Origin of the sequence: Sorangium sp. So ce1036 (assembly GCF_051369805.1) — a bacterium.
GTDB lineage: Bacteria > Myxococcota_A > Polyangia > Polyangiales > Polyangiaceae > Sorangium > Sorangium cellulosum_F.
Window position 1 is genome coordinate 117,915 of sequence record NZ_JBBMOX010000002.1, and the last position, 15,700, is coordinate 133,614.

General features: G+C 67.9%; 12 protein-coding genes and 1 pseudogene. 4 read left to right on the forward strand and 9 right to left on the reverse strand.

Annotated elements, in window-relative coordinates:
• Positions 1–134: 134 nt before the first annotated feature.
• Positions 135–1,070 carry a phytochelatin synthase family protein gene (locus WMF31_RS37620; RefSeq protein ID WP_436606720.1) on the forward strand — a complete coding sequence of 312 codons (936 nt, stop codon included), beginning with the start codon at positions 135–137 and terminating at the stop codon, positions 1,068–1,070.
• Positions 1,071–1,293: 223 nt separating this feature from the next.
• Here WMF31_RS37620 and WMF31_RS37625 read toward each other — a convergent pair whose 3' ends face one another.
• From WMF31_RS37625 to WMF31_RS37645, 5 genes are all read right to left on the reverse strand, one after another.
• Entirely contained in the window at positions 1,294–2,073 is a 780-nt protein-coding gene (locus WMF31_RS37625; RefSeq protein WP_436606721.1) for a DUF1326 domain-containing protein, read from the reverse strand.
• Between the two features lie 451 nt (positions 2,074–2,524).
• Entirely contained in the window at positions 2,525–4,897 is a 2,373-nt protein-coding gene (locus WMF31_RS37630; protein WP_436606722.1) for a heavy metal translocating P-type ATPase, read from the reverse strand.
• Positions 4,898–4,959: 62 nt separating this feature from the next.
• The gene (locus tag WMF31_RS37635; RefSeq protein ID WP_436606723.1) at positions 4,960–6,363 is read right to left on the reverse strand and encodes a multicopper oxidase family protein; all 1,404 of its coding nucleotides are present in this window, start codon (positions 6,361–6,363) and stop codon (positions 4,960–4,962) included.
• A complete protein-coding gene (locus WMF31_RS37640) occupies positions 6,356–6,631 on the reverse strand; it encodes a hypothetical protein (protein WP_436606724.1) in 276 nt (91 codons plus the stop codon). Before WMF31_RS37640 ends, WMF31_RS37635 begins: the two co-directional genes overlap by 8 nt.
• 494 nt (positions 6,632–7,125) lie before the next feature.
• Positions 7,126–10,053, reverse strand: a complete 2,928-nt coding sequence (locus tag WMF31_RS37645; protein WP_436606725.1) for a type I restriction endonuclease subunit R — start codon at positions 10,051–10,053, stop codon at positions 7,126–7,128.
• Positions 10,054–11,036: 983 nt separating this feature from the next.
• Between WMF31_RS37645 and WMF31_RS37650 the strand changes: the two genes are divergently transcribed.
• A complete protein-coding gene (locus WMF31_RS37650; protein WP_436606726.1) occupies positions 11,037–11,345 on the forward strand; it encodes a DUF6968 family protein in 309 nt (102 codons plus the stop codon).
• Between the two features lie 702 nt (positions 11,346–12,047).
• Entirely contained in the window at positions 12,048–12,392 is a 345-nt protein-coding gene (locus tag WMF31_RS37655) for a DUF4288 domain-containing protein (RefSeq protein ID WP_436606727.1), read from the forward strand.
• Positions 12,393–12,920: 528 nt separating this feature from the next.
• Here the strand turns inward: WMF31_RS37655 and WMF31_RS37660 are convergent.
• From WMF31_RS37660 to WMF31_RS37675, 4 genes and pseudogenes are all read right to left on the reverse strand, one after another.
• Positions 12,921–13,172: a hypothetical protein gene (locus WMF31_RS37660; protein WP_436606728.1), complete on the reverse strand. Its 252-nt coding sequence runs from the start codon at positions 13,170–13,172 to the stop codon at positions 12,921–12,923.
• Positions 13,159–13,845, reverse strand: a complete 687-nt coding sequence (locus tag WMF31_RS37665) for a DUF433 domain-containing protein (RefSeq protein ID WP_436606729.1) — start codon at positions 13,843–13,845, stop codon at positions 13,159–13,161. Before WMF31_RS37665 ends, WMF31_RS37660 begins: the two co-directional genes overlap by 14 nt.
• A gap of 69 nt (positions 13,846–13,914) precedes the next feature.
• The gene (locus tag WMF31_RS37670; RefSeq protein ID WP_436607580.1) at positions 13,915–14,679 is read right to left on the reverse strand and encodes a restriction endonuclease subunit S; all 765 of its coding nucleotides are present in this window, start codon (positions 14,677–14,679) and stop codon (positions 13,915–13,917) included.
• Positions 14,656–14,978: pseudogene (locus tag WMF31_RS37675) on the reverse strand (type I restriction-modification system subunit M N-terminal domain-containing protein); the annotation flags it as partial. The gene WMF31_RS37670 and the pseudogene WMF31_RS37675, both read right to left, overlap by 24 nt.
• Before the next feature lie 242 nt (positions 14,979–15,220).
• Between WMF31_RS37675 and WMF31_RS37680 the strand changes: the two are divergent.
• On the forward strand, positions 15,221–15,658 hold the full coding sequence (locus tag WMF31_RS37680; RefSeq protein WP_436606730.1) for a hypothetical protein: 438 nt from the start codon (positions 15,221–15,223) through the stop codon (positions 15,656–15,658).
• The last annotated feature ends 42 nt before the right edge of the window (positions 15,659–15,700 follow it).

The following is a 15,700-nucleotide window of genomic DNA, read 5'->3' on the forward strand; positions in this document are numbered from 1 at the left end:
CGTGCGTGAAGTCCGCGGGGCACGGCCTGCGGGGCGACCGGTCACGTTCCAGGGGGGCGACCGCGCAAGGCCTCATCGAGCAGGCCGCGCGGGCCGGCGCGGCGAGGGTGCACTCTGCTACGCTGCGCGGGGCCATGCACCGCGTCCCCTCGGCCATGCCCTCGTATCACAAGCGCCCCTTACCACCGGGCTGCATCGCGTTCTCCTCCGAGGAGGGGCGCGCGATCTTTCGCGAGGCGCTCGCCCTGGGGGTGATGGAGAGCTTCTTCCCGCTCATCGAGCAGTTCCACACCCAGGCTGAGCCTGCTTTCTGCGGCCTGGGGACGCTGGTCATGGTCCTCAACGCGCTGGAGATCGATCCGGGGCGCGCCTGGAAGGGACCGTGGCGCTGGTTCTCGGAGGAGCAACTCGACTGTTGCCGCTCCCTCGACGACGTCGCTCGCGACGGGATCACGCTGACGCAGCTCGCGTGCCTGGCCCGGTGCAACGGCGCCCGGGCCGACGTGCGCTTCGCGGGGACCTCGTCGCTGGAGGCGCTCCGCGCCGCGGTCCGAGAGGCCACCTCGCGCGCCGACGACAACCACGTGGTCGTCGCCTATGACCGCCGGACGCTGGGCCAGACCGGGAGCGGCCACTTCTCGCCGGTCGGTGGATTGCACCCCGATCGCGACCTCGTGCTCCTGCTCGACGTGGCGCGCTTCAAGTACCCGCCGCACTGGGTCCCGCTCGAAGCGCTTTATCGTGCCATGCTCCCTGTCGACCCCACCTCCGGGCGGTCCCGCGGGTTCGTGACGATCCGGCGCGAGCACGCGGTGGCGCCCGTGGCGGCGCTGCACGACGCCAACTGGGCCGAGGTCGAGCGCTTTCTCCGCGATCTCGACGGCACCGACGTCCTGGTGCTGACCGGCTGCCTGCGCGAGGGGGTCTCCAGCATGCCGCGTCTGCTCGAGCTGCTGCGCCGCCCCGACCTGCCCCAGACGGTCGAGCAGCACCTGGCGCGGTTGCGCGCCCAGGTGGCGGCGCTCGACGATCGCCCGCCGCCGCTGTCGCAGCGATCAAGCTGGCCGTGATCCTGCTCGTCGACGTGTGTGGGTCGTGCTCGGCTCGTCCGGCTGGCCGGCGCGCGGGCGCCGGCGCAGCCGCGCGGCGGCGAGCCCCCCGAGCAGGAGCAGCCAGGGGGGCGCGCTCAGGTCCGTCGACGTCATGCGGCAGCCGCCCCCTCCGCGTGGCAGGCCACCCACCACGACGGCGCCGGATCCAGCGGAGCGCCGCGCTACGCGACGTTCACGCGCGTCACTCCGGACGCCAGTCGAAGGGGAAGTGCTTGCTGGAACCCCCCTTGTAGGCGTGGGAGAAGTCGAAGCCGGTGGCGAGGTCGTCCTCGACCACGCCCCAGGTGGCCACCTGGCCGGGACCGACTTCGGCGCCGGGGGCGTTGATCAGCTGCACCCGGCGGTTCGGGTCCGCGGTCGGTCCGGTGAGCGCTCGCGCCCCCACCTTGACCCGCCCCGGGATCTCGGCCCTCCAATGCGCCAGGTCGGCGGGGGCTTCGAACCGGATGGGTGCGTACTCGATGCTGCGCACCTCGCTGATCAGGGAGCCGAACTTCCCGGGCCAGCCGCCTTCCTTGCCAATGAAGATGCGTTCCAACGCACGCCGCTGGTCGGCATCGGCCTTGGCGTCGATGTAGAACATCAGCTTCATCATGGCGTTCGGGTCGCCGACCCACATGTTCCCCGCGAACTCGCCGATGCTGACGACCCCGAGCCCCGAGAGGTCGACGCCTGCGTGGTGCCCCTCGTGGATCTGCCAGACGAGCGTGAAGAGGCAGTCCCCGTGCGTGGGGGTCTGCGCGAACGTGCATGGGCAGGGCAACGAGCAGCTGCAGATGTCAAACCACTCGCCTCTGAGGTGCCAGTCCGCACGCGACTCCGCCTTGACCGGAGGGGCGTCGGGCTGCGCCCCAGCCTGACCGTCGACGGCGTCGATGAGCGCCTGGACATGCCGGCCGCCGCTCTGGATGTTCGTCTCCGTTCCATGATTGCAATTGCATGCACCGCTGCACATGGTCATCACTCCTTATCGATTCGGTTGTGTAGGTATATCCATGGGGGGTTGTGAGCTCAGGTCGAGCATCCCCTTGGGCATTCAACATCGTGGCTCTCTTGCTGCAGGCGTACGCTCCCACCGTGGAGTCGCCGCATCTCTTGGGGGCGACTCGCGGCGGGCACCTCGCACGTGGAGACGTTGCCGGTCGGCGGGCATTACAGGGAGCTGAGAGGCCCGGCGCCGCGCGGCTTCACTCGTCGGGTCGCTGGGCCTTGCCCCCGTGCAGGCCGACGTCAGTCCACGACCCGCGAGGGCCAACAATCCACCGGAATGCGTGAAGACCTCCGGCCAGCCCGCCCGCCGGCCGGCCTCAGCTCGGGCGGGAGCGCGTGACACGGGTGCGTGCCTGCTCCTCGAGGGCTCGGCCGACGCTGGGTCCTGTGGAGGTGCCGGAACGCTGACGTCGGCGGCTCGATCAGAGCTCGATCCGGCGCAGCCGCAGGGCGTTGCCGATGACGGACACCGAGCTCAGGCTCATCGCGGCGCTGGCGAGCATGGGGCTGAGGAGCAGCCCGAGGACGGGATAGAGGACGCCCGCCGCGATCGGCACGCCGAGCGCGTTGTAGACGAACGCAAAGAACAGGTTTTGCCGGATGTTGCGCATCGTCGCCCGGCTGAGCCGCCGGGCGCGCAGGAGGCCGCGGAGATCGCCGCGCACGAGGGTGATCCCGGCGCTCTCGATGGCGACATCGGTCCCGGTGCCCATGGCGACGCCGACGTGCGCCTGCGCGAGCGCGGGCGCGTCGTTGATGCCATCGCCCGTCATCGCCACGACGCGGCCCTCGGCCTGGAGGCGCTTCACGACCGCGGCCTTCTGCTCGGGCAGCACCTCGGCCTCGACGTGCTCGATGCCGAGCTTCCTGGCGACCGCCTCTGCCGTCGTGCGGCTGTCGCCGGTGAGCATGATGACGCGGATGCCCTCCTGGCGGAGGACGCGGACGGCCTCGGCGGTCGAGTCACGAACGGGGTCGGCCACGCCGAGGATGCCGGCGGCCTTGCCGTCCACGGCGACGAGCATCGCCGTCTGGCCCTCCTGTCGGCGTTCCTCGGCGCGGCGCGAGAGATCCTCCGGCGGCACGCCGAGCTCCTCGAAGAGCTTGAGATTGCCGAGCGCGACCTCTCGCCCGGCCACCGCGCCGACCACGCCCTTGCCGGTGATCGACCGGAACCCTTCCGCCGGCAGGAGCTCGAGCGCCTGCTCGACGGCCCCGGCGACGATCGCGCTCGCGAGCGGGTGCTCGCTGCCGCGCTCCAGGCTCGCCGCGAGCCTGAGGATCTCGTTCGGCGGGAGATCGCCCAGCGTCGCCACGGAGGCGAGCTTCGGCTTGCCCTCGGTGAGCGTGCCGGTCTTGTCGACGACGAGGGTGTCGATCTTCTCGAAGGTCTCGAGCGCCTCCGCGTTCTTGATCAGGATGCCGGCCGTGGCGCCGCGCCCCGTCCCGACCATGATCGAGATGGGCGTGGCGAGGCCGAGCGCGCACGGGCACGCGATGATGAGCACCGCCACGGCGTTGACGAGCGCGTGCGAGAACCGCGGCTCCGGCCCGACGAGCAGCCAGACCACGAAGGTGAGCGCCGCGATCACGATCACGGCGGGGACGAAGTACGCGGCGACAGCGTCCGCGAGGCGCTGGATGGGGGCGCGGCTGCGCTGGGCGTCTCCCACCATCTGGACGATCCGGGCGAGCAGGGTGTCGCGCCCGACGCGATCGGCGCGCATCACGAAGCCGCCGGTGCCGTTGACGGTGCCGCCGACCACGCGGGCGCCGGGCGCCTTCTCGACCGGGATAGGCTCTCCCGTGATCATCGACTCGTCGACCGCGCTGGTCCCCTCGAGGACCTCGCCGTCGACGGGGATCTTCTCCCCCGGCCGCACGCGCAGTCGGTCGCCGGGCTGCACGCGCTCGAGGGAGACGTCCTCTTCCCGACCGTCCGCGCCGAGGCGCCTGGCGGTCTTCGGGGCGAGCCCCAGGAGCGCCTTGAGCGCGCTGCTCGTCCGGCTGCGGGCGCGGAGCTCGAGGACCTGCCCGAGCAGCACGAGCGAGACGATGACGCTGGCCGCCTCGAAGTAGACCGGGACCGCGCCGCCGTGGCGGACAGCGTGGGGGAAGACGCCGGGCGCCAGCGTGGCCACGACGCTGTACGCGTAGGCGGCGCCCGTGCCGATGGCGATCAGGGTGAACATGTTGAGGTGCCGGGTCCTGATCGAGGCCCAGCCGCGCTCGAAGAACGGGGCGCCGCACCAGAGCACCACGGGCGTGGCGAGGGCGAATTCGATCCAGGCGAGCCAGCGGCCGAGGAGGTGCTGCACCGGCTGGCCCGGGATCATCTCGGACATCCCCAGCACGAGGACGACGAGGCTCAGCGGGACGCTGATCCAGAAGCGCCGGGCCATGTCCGCGAGCTCCGGGTTCGGCGCGTCCTCGAGCGTCACCGTCCGCGGCTCGAGGGCCATCCCGCAGATCGGGCAGGAGTCCGGCTCCGCGCGGACGACCTCGGGGTGCATCGGGCAGACGTACTCGACGTGCGTCGTCGGCTGGGTCGGCTCGACCGGCTTCGCCGGGGGCTCTTCCCTCTCGGTCGTCGGCTGCGCGGGCGCGTACTTCTCGGGATCTGCCTGGAACTTGGCGAGACAGCGCTGGCTACAGAAGAGGTATGTCCGACCGCCGTGCTCGTGTTGCCACTTCGCCGTCTCGGGCGAGACGGCCATCCCGCAGACCGGGTCCTTCGTCCGCTCCAGGCCGGCGGGCTGAGGGTGGCCGTGCGTGTGGCGATGATCGTGGTCCATGGTTCGGCTCCCTGTCTGCCGACGATCGAGCCGCGGACGTCTTACACCCCGGGCGCGGCACCTCAAGGGGCGACGTGGATCTCGCCCATCATCCCGCCCTCGGTGTGCTCGAGGATGTGGCAGTGATACATCCACATTCCCGGCGCATCGAAGCGCGTCACGATGCGCACCGTGGACCGCTGCGGCAGGATCACGGTGTCCTTGTTGGCGAGCTCCTCCTCGGCCACCGGCACACCGTCCCTGGCCAGCACCTGGAAGAAGAAGCCGTGCAGGTGGAACGGGTGGTCCATCTCGGCGTCGTTCTTCAGGTCGTAGATGTGGACCGAGCCGCTCTCGACCTCGATCGGCGGCACGTCGGGGAAGGCCTTGCCGTCGATCAGGAACATCAGCTTGCCGTCGACGTATTGCTCGTCGAAGGTGATGGTCGCCTCGGCCGGCCCGCCCGGCAGTCGCTCGATGGCGGGGCCGGTCTCGGGCAGCGCGCGCCCGGACAGCCCGGGTCCCTGGCCGATCCGGACCGTGGCGAGCGGCATCGGATCCGCGTGGCCGGTGTGGTGCCCGCGCTCGTAGGGCTCGTTCATCAGGGTGAGCTCCGTCCCCGGCTCCCCCTGGGCCATCAGCAGCACGTCGTAGCGCTCGCCTGGAGAGATCAGGAGCCTCTCGGCGTCGTACGGCTCCGGGATCAGCCCGCCGTCGGTGCCGATGACGCGGAACGCATGGCCCGGGAGCGCGAGGTTGAAGAAGCGCCCGTTGGCCACGTTGACGATCCGGAGACGCGTGAGCGCGCCCGGCCGCACCTCGAGCGCGGGCATCGTCCTGCCGTTGACGAGCACGACATTGCCCTCGCGGCCCATCATGATCATGTCGTCGTCGAGCTCTTCGTTGAAGCTCCCGTCCTCGTTGAGGAGCACGTCCCCGAGCACGACGATCCTCTCGTCGTCCGCCTCCGGCTCGTTCGGCCCGCGCACGCGGATCAGGCCGAAGAGGCCCTTCTGGATCTGCTCCGGCTCCATCACGTGCGGGTGGAACCAGTAAAACCCCGCGTCGCGCAGCGTGAACCGATAGGTGAACGTCTCGCCGGGCGCGATCGGCGCCTGCACGGCCATCACGCCGTCCATCTCGTTGGGCACCCGGATGCCGTGCCAGTGGATCGTCGTCTCCTCCGGCAGGCTGTTCTTGAAGTGGACGATCAGCGTATCGCCCAGGTTCGCCTCGATCAGGGGCCCAGGGACCGTGCCGTTGTAGGACCAGACCGTCGTGGTCGTCCCCTCCAGGTACGTCTTTTCGACCTCCCTGGCCTCGAGGTCGACCTCGACCACCTCGGGATCGGGGTTCGTGTCGAGGGCGGCGGTGGGCTCGCCCCAGGTGTCGGGGGCCGCCGGCTCCCCTCCTCGCTCGGCCCCACATCCGGCGGCGAGCAGCGACAGCGAGGCGACGCCCAGAAGAGCCCATGAACGCTCACTCATGGCTCGACTCTTCGTCCGTGGGGTTTCCGGACATCTCGTTCGAGTACGCCGAGTAGACCTCGCCGACCTTGCAGCGAAGCCGGTAGGTGTACTCCATGTCCTCGGTCGCCTCGGGGTCCATGTAGGCATTCTTCGTTCCCGCGAGGGTGAAGGCGACGGCGTAGTCGTTCATCGGGTCCTTGCGCTCGCCTTCGAACTGATCGCAGCCCTCCTGGGGCGTCCACTCGACGTGGAGCACGCCCGCCATCGGCATGACGAACTCGAGCACCGGCGCCTCGGGCGCCGCAGCCGCAGGCCCGCCGCCGCCCCCGCCGCTTCCCTCCGTGCCGCCATGCGGGCCTCCCGGTTCCGAGTCTCCGCAGGCAATGAGGGCAAGACCGAAGGCGGCGAGACAGGTGAGTCGAGAGAAAGCCATGGCTGAGTCTCCTCGTGGGATCCTGATGGATATGGATGTAACCTATTTGGTCACAGCGGCGAGGTGGTGAGGGATGCCGCCTCTGGCTTCTAGGCACCAGCGGGCCCCCACGTGACAGGTGGACGCGTTTTTCTTCCGTCGCGCTCCGTCCTTGGCGGCAGACGCCTTGGCGGCAGACGCCTTGGCGGTCGACGCCCGCTCAGCGCTTCGATCCGTCCGCGCCCCGGCGCGGCTCGCGGGAGTCGTCGGCGGAGGGCCGCAGCGGCGGGCTCGCCAGGGCAAGAGCCTCGGTTTCAGGACAGCGCGGTAGCCGGCCGCACTTGCGGCGGGACCCAAGGCTCGACCATTTACGTGCTCGAGTCGGTATACTTGCTCTTCCCCTCGCCCCAGTACGACTCATAGACGTGCTCGTACACGGCCTCGACGAGCTTCTCGTACATCTCGTCGCTGTAGGTGTCCTGGGGTAGCACCTCGAGCGCGCCCTTGATCGTCACCTTCACGGCCGCCCGGGCGCGCTGGCTCTTCCGCCAGTCGATGACGAGCTTCGGCGCGAGCTTCTTCGGCAGCTCTCGTGCTACCTCCTTCACGAGCTCGCGCTCCTTGGGGTTGAGCTTCAGGGTCGGCGGGTGGAGCAGGTCGTGCAGCACCAGCTCCTCCTGGCTCAGCGCCTCGGCGCGGCTCCGCTGCTCCTCGGGCTCGACCTTGTTCTTCATGAACGCGAGCAGATCCTTGAAGAACTGCGCCGCGTTGCGCGCGCCGTCGTTGTACTCGGTGATGAGCTCCTCGAGCTGCACGCGCAGATTTCCCCGCGTCGGGTTCAGGCGGACGAGCGTGTCGACCCTCTGCCGCGCCGACACGGCCGCCGCCTCCGCCGCGCTGGCCTTGTGCTTCGTCATCGCGAAGTACCGGGCGAGGGCGGCGAAGTCGATCCCGCCGAGGTGGACGCGACCGCTGTACGGCGCCTCCGTGGTCTCGCGGGCTTCGCGAATCGCGTACCCCTTCGCGTCGATCGACTCATCCAGCAGGCGCTCGACGGTGTCCATGATCTTCGAGATGTCCACCGGCTGCTGGAGGCCCCGAATGCCGCGCGAAAGGTCCGCCTTCTCGAGGCTCCGGAAGACGCCGACGTAGTCGACGATGAGCCCGTTCTCCTTCGCCTCGTAGACGCGGTTCGCTCGCGCGATCGTCTGCATGAGGGTGTGGTTCTTCATCGGCTTGTCGAGGTAGACGACCCCGCAGCTCGGGACGTCGAACCCCGTGATCCACATCGCGCAGACGAAGACGATCCGCAGCGCGTCCTTGTCGTCCTTGAACCTCGTGTCGAGATCCTCCTTGATCATCCGCCGGCGGTGCGGCGCGATGTCGAGCCCCTTCTTCACGAACGCCTCGACCTCGTTCTGCGACTGAGAGACCACGACGGCCATGTCGGTCTCGTCCATGAGCGCGACCGCGTCGACGATCTCCTGCCGGGCCATCCTGTCGTCGCGCGGCGTGACACGGACTTTCGCCTGGAGCTCTCGCCGCCGCTTCGCCCAGGCCGCCTTCACCTTGTCGTGCATCCGCACGGCGGTGACCTTGTCGATGGCGACGACCATCGCCTTCGTCCCCCGGGGCAGGCCGAGGAAGTGCGTGACGATGTCGCCGGCGATCGTGTCGAGGCGCTCCTCGCGGGTGATCAGGTGGTACTGCCGCGCGAACTCGCGCTCGACCTTCTTCTGCTGCTCCTCGTCGAGATCGGCCTCGTCGAGCAGCTCGGTGAGATCGTCGGCGAGGTCCTCGTTCGTGAGCTGGAGCTCGGGGATGCGGGCCTCGTAGTAGAGGGGGACGGTCGCGTTGTCCTCGATCGCCTGCCGGAAGTTGTAGACGCTGACGTAGTCGCCGAAGACCTCGCGCGTCTTCTCCTCGCCCGCCATGAGCGGCGTGCCCGTGAAGCCGATGAACGCGGCGTTCGGCAGCGCGCTCCGGAGGTTCAGGGCGAAGGTGTCGTATTGCGAGCGGTGTGCCTCGTCGGCGATCACGATGATGTCGCTGCGGTCCGAGAGCTTCGGGTACTTGCCCCCCTTCACCTCGGTGCGGAACTTCTGGATGAGCGTGAAGACGTAGCGATGGTCCTCGGTGAGGAGCTGCTTCAGGTGCTCCGCGGTCTTCGCCTGCACGCCGTGCTCACGCGCCGCCTTCTTCGACTTGCCGGGCGGCAGGACCGCGCCGACGCCGACGAAGGTCTTGTAGATCTGCGCGTCCAGCTCTTCCCGGTCCGTGAGGATCACGAACGTCCAGTTCCCCGGGATCTTGCGCAGGATCTTCTGCGAGAAGAACACCATGGAGAACGACTTGCCCGACCCCTGGGTGTGCCAGAAGACGCCGAGCCGCTTCCGCGCCTCGAGCTCTTCCTTCGACAGGCGCACTCCCCTCGGCACGAGCTGGTGCTTCTCGACCTCGGCGATGGCCTTGTTCACGCCGAGGAGCTGGTGGTTCTGGCCGACGATCTTGGCGAGAGACGACTTCTGCTCGGAGAAGAGCGTGAAGTTCTCCACAATGTCGCAGAGCCGCGCCTTGTCGCAGACGCCGCGCAGCGTCACCTCGAGGCTGACGCGCGGCGGCTCGTCTTCGCGCTCGATGCGCTTCCACTCCTTGAAGTGGTCCCACTCGCCCGTGATCGTGCCGACACGGCTCGCGAAGCCGTTCGAGAGGAGGATGATCGCGTTGAACCAGAAGATCTGGGGGATGGCGCCGAGGTAGTCGCGCAAGTTCTGCCGGTAGGCGTTCTCGACGTTGCTGTGCAGGCCCTTCAGCTCGATGAAGACGAGCGGCAGGCCGTTGACGAAGCCGATCAGGTCGGTGCGGCGCAGGTAGGTCTCCCCCTGGACCCAGAGCTGCTGTGCGACGAAGTAGTCGTTGTTCCTGGGCTTGTCCCAGTCGATGACGCGGATGCGCTGGGTGGCGTCCTCCTCGTCCTCCGCGCCTGCGACACGGACCTCGACGCCGTCCTTCAGCACCCGGTAGATCTCGCGGTTCGCCTGCCCGAGGCTCATTGCCGACCGGTCGCGCGTGAGCTCCTCGATGGCCAGGTCGATCGCCTCGGCGGGTGCGCCTCGATTGAGCTTCTCGAGCGCCGGGCGGAGGCGGCGGACGAGGACGACGTCGCCCCGGTTGTCGCGGCCGAGGGTGCCGTGCTCGCCGAGCACCTCCTCCATCACGCTCGCGGTCTCCCAGCCCATCGCCTTGAAGAGATCGAGGGCCGCCTGCTCGATGTCGCTCTCCAGCGTTGCGTTCACCGAGCCGATTCTGTCACGATTTTCGAGCTACTTGAGCTCCTTCGACGGCTTCAGGCACGCGCCGTCGGGCAGGAGGACGCGCACGCTCCTGCCGCTGCTCAAGCTCGCGGCGAGGGGGTGCGCGAAAGAGCGCTGGACGCGCTGGATGAGCCCCGCGACCTCCTTGAGTGAGCTCGGCCACGTAGACGGCGACGGCTCGAGAGCAGGCCGACGTACGCCTCGACGCCGGCCCGCTCTGGAACCGCGAGGCCGCGGGATCGCGCTCATGCGGGCGAAGGTTGACGCGGTCCGCCGCTGGGACGGCCTTCCGGGAGATGGGCACTGGCCCCCTGGATTTACCGAGGTTCCCTGTGCTACCTGCTCGCGTCCACGAATGGCAAAACCGCCTTTTTGGTTCCCGTTCCCAAAGCCATAGGTTCCTTGTTCTGTGATCTCGCACGCGATGATTGTGGCCGCGCCTCACGGCAGCACACTTCGGCCCGGCACGCCGATAGCAACAATCCCAGCATGCGAACGTTCAACATCATCACCGCCGTACTCATCTGCTGTTCCATTCCATCGTGCACGCTGGATTTGACACCAGGAGAGGCCGAGCTTGGCGAGGAGATCAGTATCGCGGTCGAACCCATAGAACCTCGAGCCGCACGAGGCAGGTGCGAAGATGCGGTAGACAATGGGGCCGACCTCTGGCAGCTCATGTGTGGCGCGGCGAACGGAGCGGCGCTGCTGGCGCCTGCGGAGACATTTCTGTGCTACTCGGAGCACATGCAAGGCCGAGCCGCAGGCAAAGGAAAGTGTCGTTCCAGTTGCCCCACCGCGTGCTTCGCGCTCTCGGCTCGATGGGATCTTTACTGTGAAGAGCGCGCGCCCGTGCTCCTGAAGAACATTTGCGAAAGGGCGCGCAACAAAGGCCGGGAAAGGTGCTTGAGCTCCTGCTGAGCTCGGACACTTGACACCGTCGACGAGTGCGCTAGCTGGGGGTCATGCCAGACCCGATCGCGGAACGCATCCTCACGCTAACACGACCGAGCGGGACCCAAGAGAGCATCCATGTGCGAGTCTGGGCGCCCGAGTACAGGGCAGCAGCTCTGTGCTGGGAAGCGGACGTGGAAGTCGCTGGGGCGGGGGACACTCATAAGTCCCATGGAGCCGGTCTTGATGCATTTCAGGCCCTGTATGGCGCGCTCTACTTGATCCCAACGATGCTCTCCAAGTATGAAGCGGCTGGCCGCCTCTCGTGGCTCGAGATGGACCATGTCGGGTTCCCAGGGATCGATATTTCGATGCCATGAGCCCATGGCCTCATCGACGTCCCCGACGCGCAGACGCATCCCGCGCGAGGGTGCCCGGACGGCTCCCGGTCTCCTGGCGGGGGCTCTGCGACGGGATCTCGCGAGATCGTCGACCAGCTCGACGTAGGGGCGGGTCGCCCGGGGGCGGGTTGGGCGCCTGGCGCGGCGGGTCGTCCGGCGCTCCGGGCGGGCGCGGCGGCTGCTCGTCGCTGAGCCCCCGGGCGCGCCGCTCGCGGGCTCGCCCCTCGGCCAGCCAGCGTCGTGCGACGGCGTGGAGGGAGATCGGTAGGCCGGCGCGGAGCCACCCGACGGACGAGGAGGCCCCGGGACTCGGCGCGTCGAACCACGCCGTGGCAACGATGGCCACGCGGAAGGCCAGGCACCGGCTGGCCGAAGGCGCGCAGCGCCTCGTACGGGCAGTGCCGCGCCGGGTGGACGCCACGAAGAAGCGGGCGGGGTCAGTTCAATCCAGGCTGGCGTATGTTCTTGCGCTGCTGCCGCCCGGACCACGCTGGCGGCTCGGACTTCGCCCGCATCGCAGCGTGGACGCCGCCGAGCTCGCGTGCCGAACCGGTGCGATGCTCCGCAAATTCCAGATACAACCTCAATGACGGCCGTGCATCCTTCTGAAGAGGCAGACACAAGTAGGTTCGAAGGCGGCAACACTCCCGGTCGAAGCCGCGCACACAAGCGAGGTCATCCATGGAGTCCAGCCAGAACGACGATCTCTATGTTGCCATCCTACTCTACGAGTCATCGTCACAGGATCCATTCATCAAACCCATGTTCCAAGAGTGCTTCGTGCTCATACGCGCCGGAAGCGACGAGGAGGCCCGCGTTCGCGCCGAGCAACACGGCAAAGATCAAGAGACGTTCTACCACAACGTAGCCGGACAAGAGATCCGCTGGACACTAAGGCACGTCGTAGATGTGAACCGTGCCCTGTCCGATACGATGGAAGACGGGGCAGAACTCTACGCGCGACACTTCACAAACTACGACGCATATCACGCGTTTGAACCGCTGCTCGGCGGGACTATCGACTGACGATGGTTGACGGCGGGAGGATGGAAGATGCGGACGGTTGTCGTTGTCGGCATTGTTATCTCAAGTCCGCAAAGCTTGCAGATATCGAGCGAGGAGGGACAAGGGATCACGAGACGGCATGGAAGCTGTTAAACGATGGTCGTTTCAAGAAGTAGATTGAAACGACGTGGACACCACAAGCCCACGGAGCGGCGGGTAAGTGCCCGAGCTCGCCGACGGACCGTCCAGAGCGGCGGGAGTGCGCAGCGACGTACGCGGCGGTGGTGTTCGTCAATTCGATGGTTGGCGAACAGCGGGTGCGCTCCGAACGGCGCCACGGCGACAATTCTTATCGACTTTTTCTCTTGGAAACACGGCGTCGCTCGATGAACGAGGCCAGGAAGGCCCCCCGCCACGTGGAATGCACGGAGCCGCCAGGACTTCCTCAGCCGCCAGGCGGGCCCGCTGTCGGAGATCATCGCGTCCCGCGTCTGCTCGGTGAAGACGGCGGCCACGTGATCGCTAGCGTTCACCGTTCACCGTCGACGCCTACGCCGATCTGGGCCCCGCGCGGCTCAAGGCGACGCGATCGCACGCGTTCACACGGAGGTGCTTGTCCTTGGTCAGGACGACCTGGCCGCGGCGGCCGACTTCGGCCAGCCACTCGGCGTCGGGCGTGTTCTGCGCGAAGTGATCGTCGTGGGGGCGGACATCGAGCTCCGCGGCCCGCAGCGCTTCGACGACGAGCCCGCGGCCGAGCGACCGGTCGACGAGGCAGGTGAACGGCTCACGCAGCTTCACGCGTCTCGCACCGGATTGCGTCTTCGATCTGCTCGACGCCGACGCCGAAGTCCTTCGCGAGGAGCACCACGGACTCGCCGGCCCGGTAGCGCTCGGTGACGATGCGGGCCTCGATCCCGGTGCCGGCGATGACCGGCTGGCCGAAGCCGCGCCGCGGATCGACCACGATCGTCTTCGGCTGGCTGCCGAGCCCCGCGCTGCGGACCCAGGGATAGAGCCGCGCAGCGAGGTTCCCTTCCCAGTCGATGCGCGCGAGGCTGGCGTCCAGGGCCTCCCGGAGCACGGCCTGGCCCTCGGCGGAGCCGTTCAGGAGCCGGTCGGCGTGCTGGACGAACAGGTTGGCCCCGTCCGTCCGGAAGCTCGCGTGGATGAGCGGCCGGACGTACCCGAGCTTGTCCCCGACGAACCGGAGGGCCTTGCCGACGCGCTGCATGGAGACGCCGTGGACCCGCCGCATCGAGGCGAGCACGAAGGCCTCGATCAGGTTCGAGAACGAGAGGGCGAGGGGGGCGCGCTCGGCCGGCTTGAAGAGGGCCTTGTGCTGACCGTCGCCAGAGGCCCAGAGGCGGAGGGTGGACGAGAACAGGCGGACGATCCGCGCGGCACGAGGGACAGGGTACGCCGGAAGCTCCTCCGGGGCGCGGCCGTCGTAGATGTCCAGCTTTGGTTCCACGGGGCTCGACTCTACCACACGGTGAGCGATGGACGCGCAACTCGGTCGCGGCGCCGCGCGGGCGGGCAATCACCCGGCGGGAACTTCAAGGCGGCTCACATCGAGCTCGCCGGAGATGAGGCGGGGGAGCAGGAGATCGCGCTGTCCAGCGAGGACGTTATTGCGTCGCTGCATCAGTTCGATCTGCTGCAGCAACGGGTCAACGAGCGATCCAAAGCGTGCTTGTAGCTCTCGCGGTGCAATACGAACGCCGAGGAGGTGCAAGGCATTCCGGTTGATACCCGGGACGGCACCGGCGGCATTCTGCCGAGAGAAGTTCATTGAGCGCAGCAGATATAGTAACCAATACGGATCACTGCCCTTGAAGTCCTTCACGAATAAAGTAGTATTCAGCGGCCAAAATGGCTCACAAACAAAGTAAACTTCACCCAGCGTACCGTATCGACCTGTTACGATCCCCGGCGCGTCGACCCTTGCCGTATCGTGGGTACCGGTGATACCAGAGGACGAGATAACAGGAACGCTACCAGAACGTCTTTCGCGCTCAGGGAGGTCGAACCCTCTCTGTAAGACAACTACATCGCCAAGAGCACCCGCCGTCCATCCATCAGGCATCTTCCCAATCGGCGACGCGACCAGCTTCACCTTCTCGTGACCGGGAAACCGGAAGTTCACGAACCACTCGCGGTACAGCGAGCGGGCCATCTCCTCAAGAATCTTGATGCGCTTCGTGTTGTTCTCGAGCAGCTCCTTGAGCGTCTTCGCGTCGAAGCGGCCGTAGGTCTTCGGCAGGACGTCCTTGAGGTCCTCGTTCTCGGCCTCGATGGCCTTCATCGCCTCGTTGAGCGCCTTGCCGATCTCGGCCCCCTCGGGGAGCTGGAGGAGGCGGCCGAAGCGGGCCTTCTCCGGGACGAAGAGGACCCCTCGGCGTGGTAGTCGTCCTTGCCGACGCCGCCACGGCGGCGGGACGAGGCGAGCTTCTGCTCGGCCTCGGCGAAGCGGTGGTCGGCGTACTTGAGGAAGATCAACGCGAGGACCGGCGTCGCGTACTCGGACGGCTGGAGGGCGGAGTTGGTCCAGAGCTGGTCGGCGGCGGCCCAGAGGCGCTTCTCGAGGTCGGCGGGGAGAGGCATCGGGCAGCTCTTCTACCCGAGGACAGGAGCCAGGTGTCTCGCCTCAAACGGTCTCCATCTCGCCGCCATGGGGCTCTCGACGCGCTCTCGTGACGGTTCGCGGCTTCGCCGTGCGCTGCCCCTGCCGCTCGACCCGCAGCGACCTCGCCGGTTCACCGCGCGTGCGCCGCAGCGGGCCGGCAGGCAGAACGAGGGGCCCAGAACGACGAAAGCCCGGCGACCCACGGTCGCCAGGCTTTCTGGTGTCTGTCCTGACCGCCTCTCTCAACGGCCAGGTTCCTCAATCATTTCGGGTGGGCCATGAAGGACTTGAACCTTCAGCCAATGGATTAAGAGTCCGGGCCGAAGTGCCTGAAAGCGCAGAAAAAGGCGCGATCAGCACGATCGAGGACCCGGGGATCGGTCCGATGGCGACGCCTAAGTGCGCGATCCGACGTGAGCCGGACGCTTCCGGGACGAATCCGGCGAACCCCCGGATGGAGCTCGTCGCCGCCCTCACCGAGGGCATCAGGGCCTCCGCGCTCGGCGGGGATCTCGAAGCGGCCCGGGTGGCCTCGGAGGCGCTGAGCCGGCTCTTGAGCCGAGGAGAGACCCCCAGCGCCGCGCCGGCAGCGCCGGTCATCGACCTGCGCGCGGTGCAGGGTCACGGAGGCCGTTCCGGGGGCAACGGTCGACGCTGATGGTGCGGGCCCTCCTGACTTGACATATGCGGGCGTACGTGC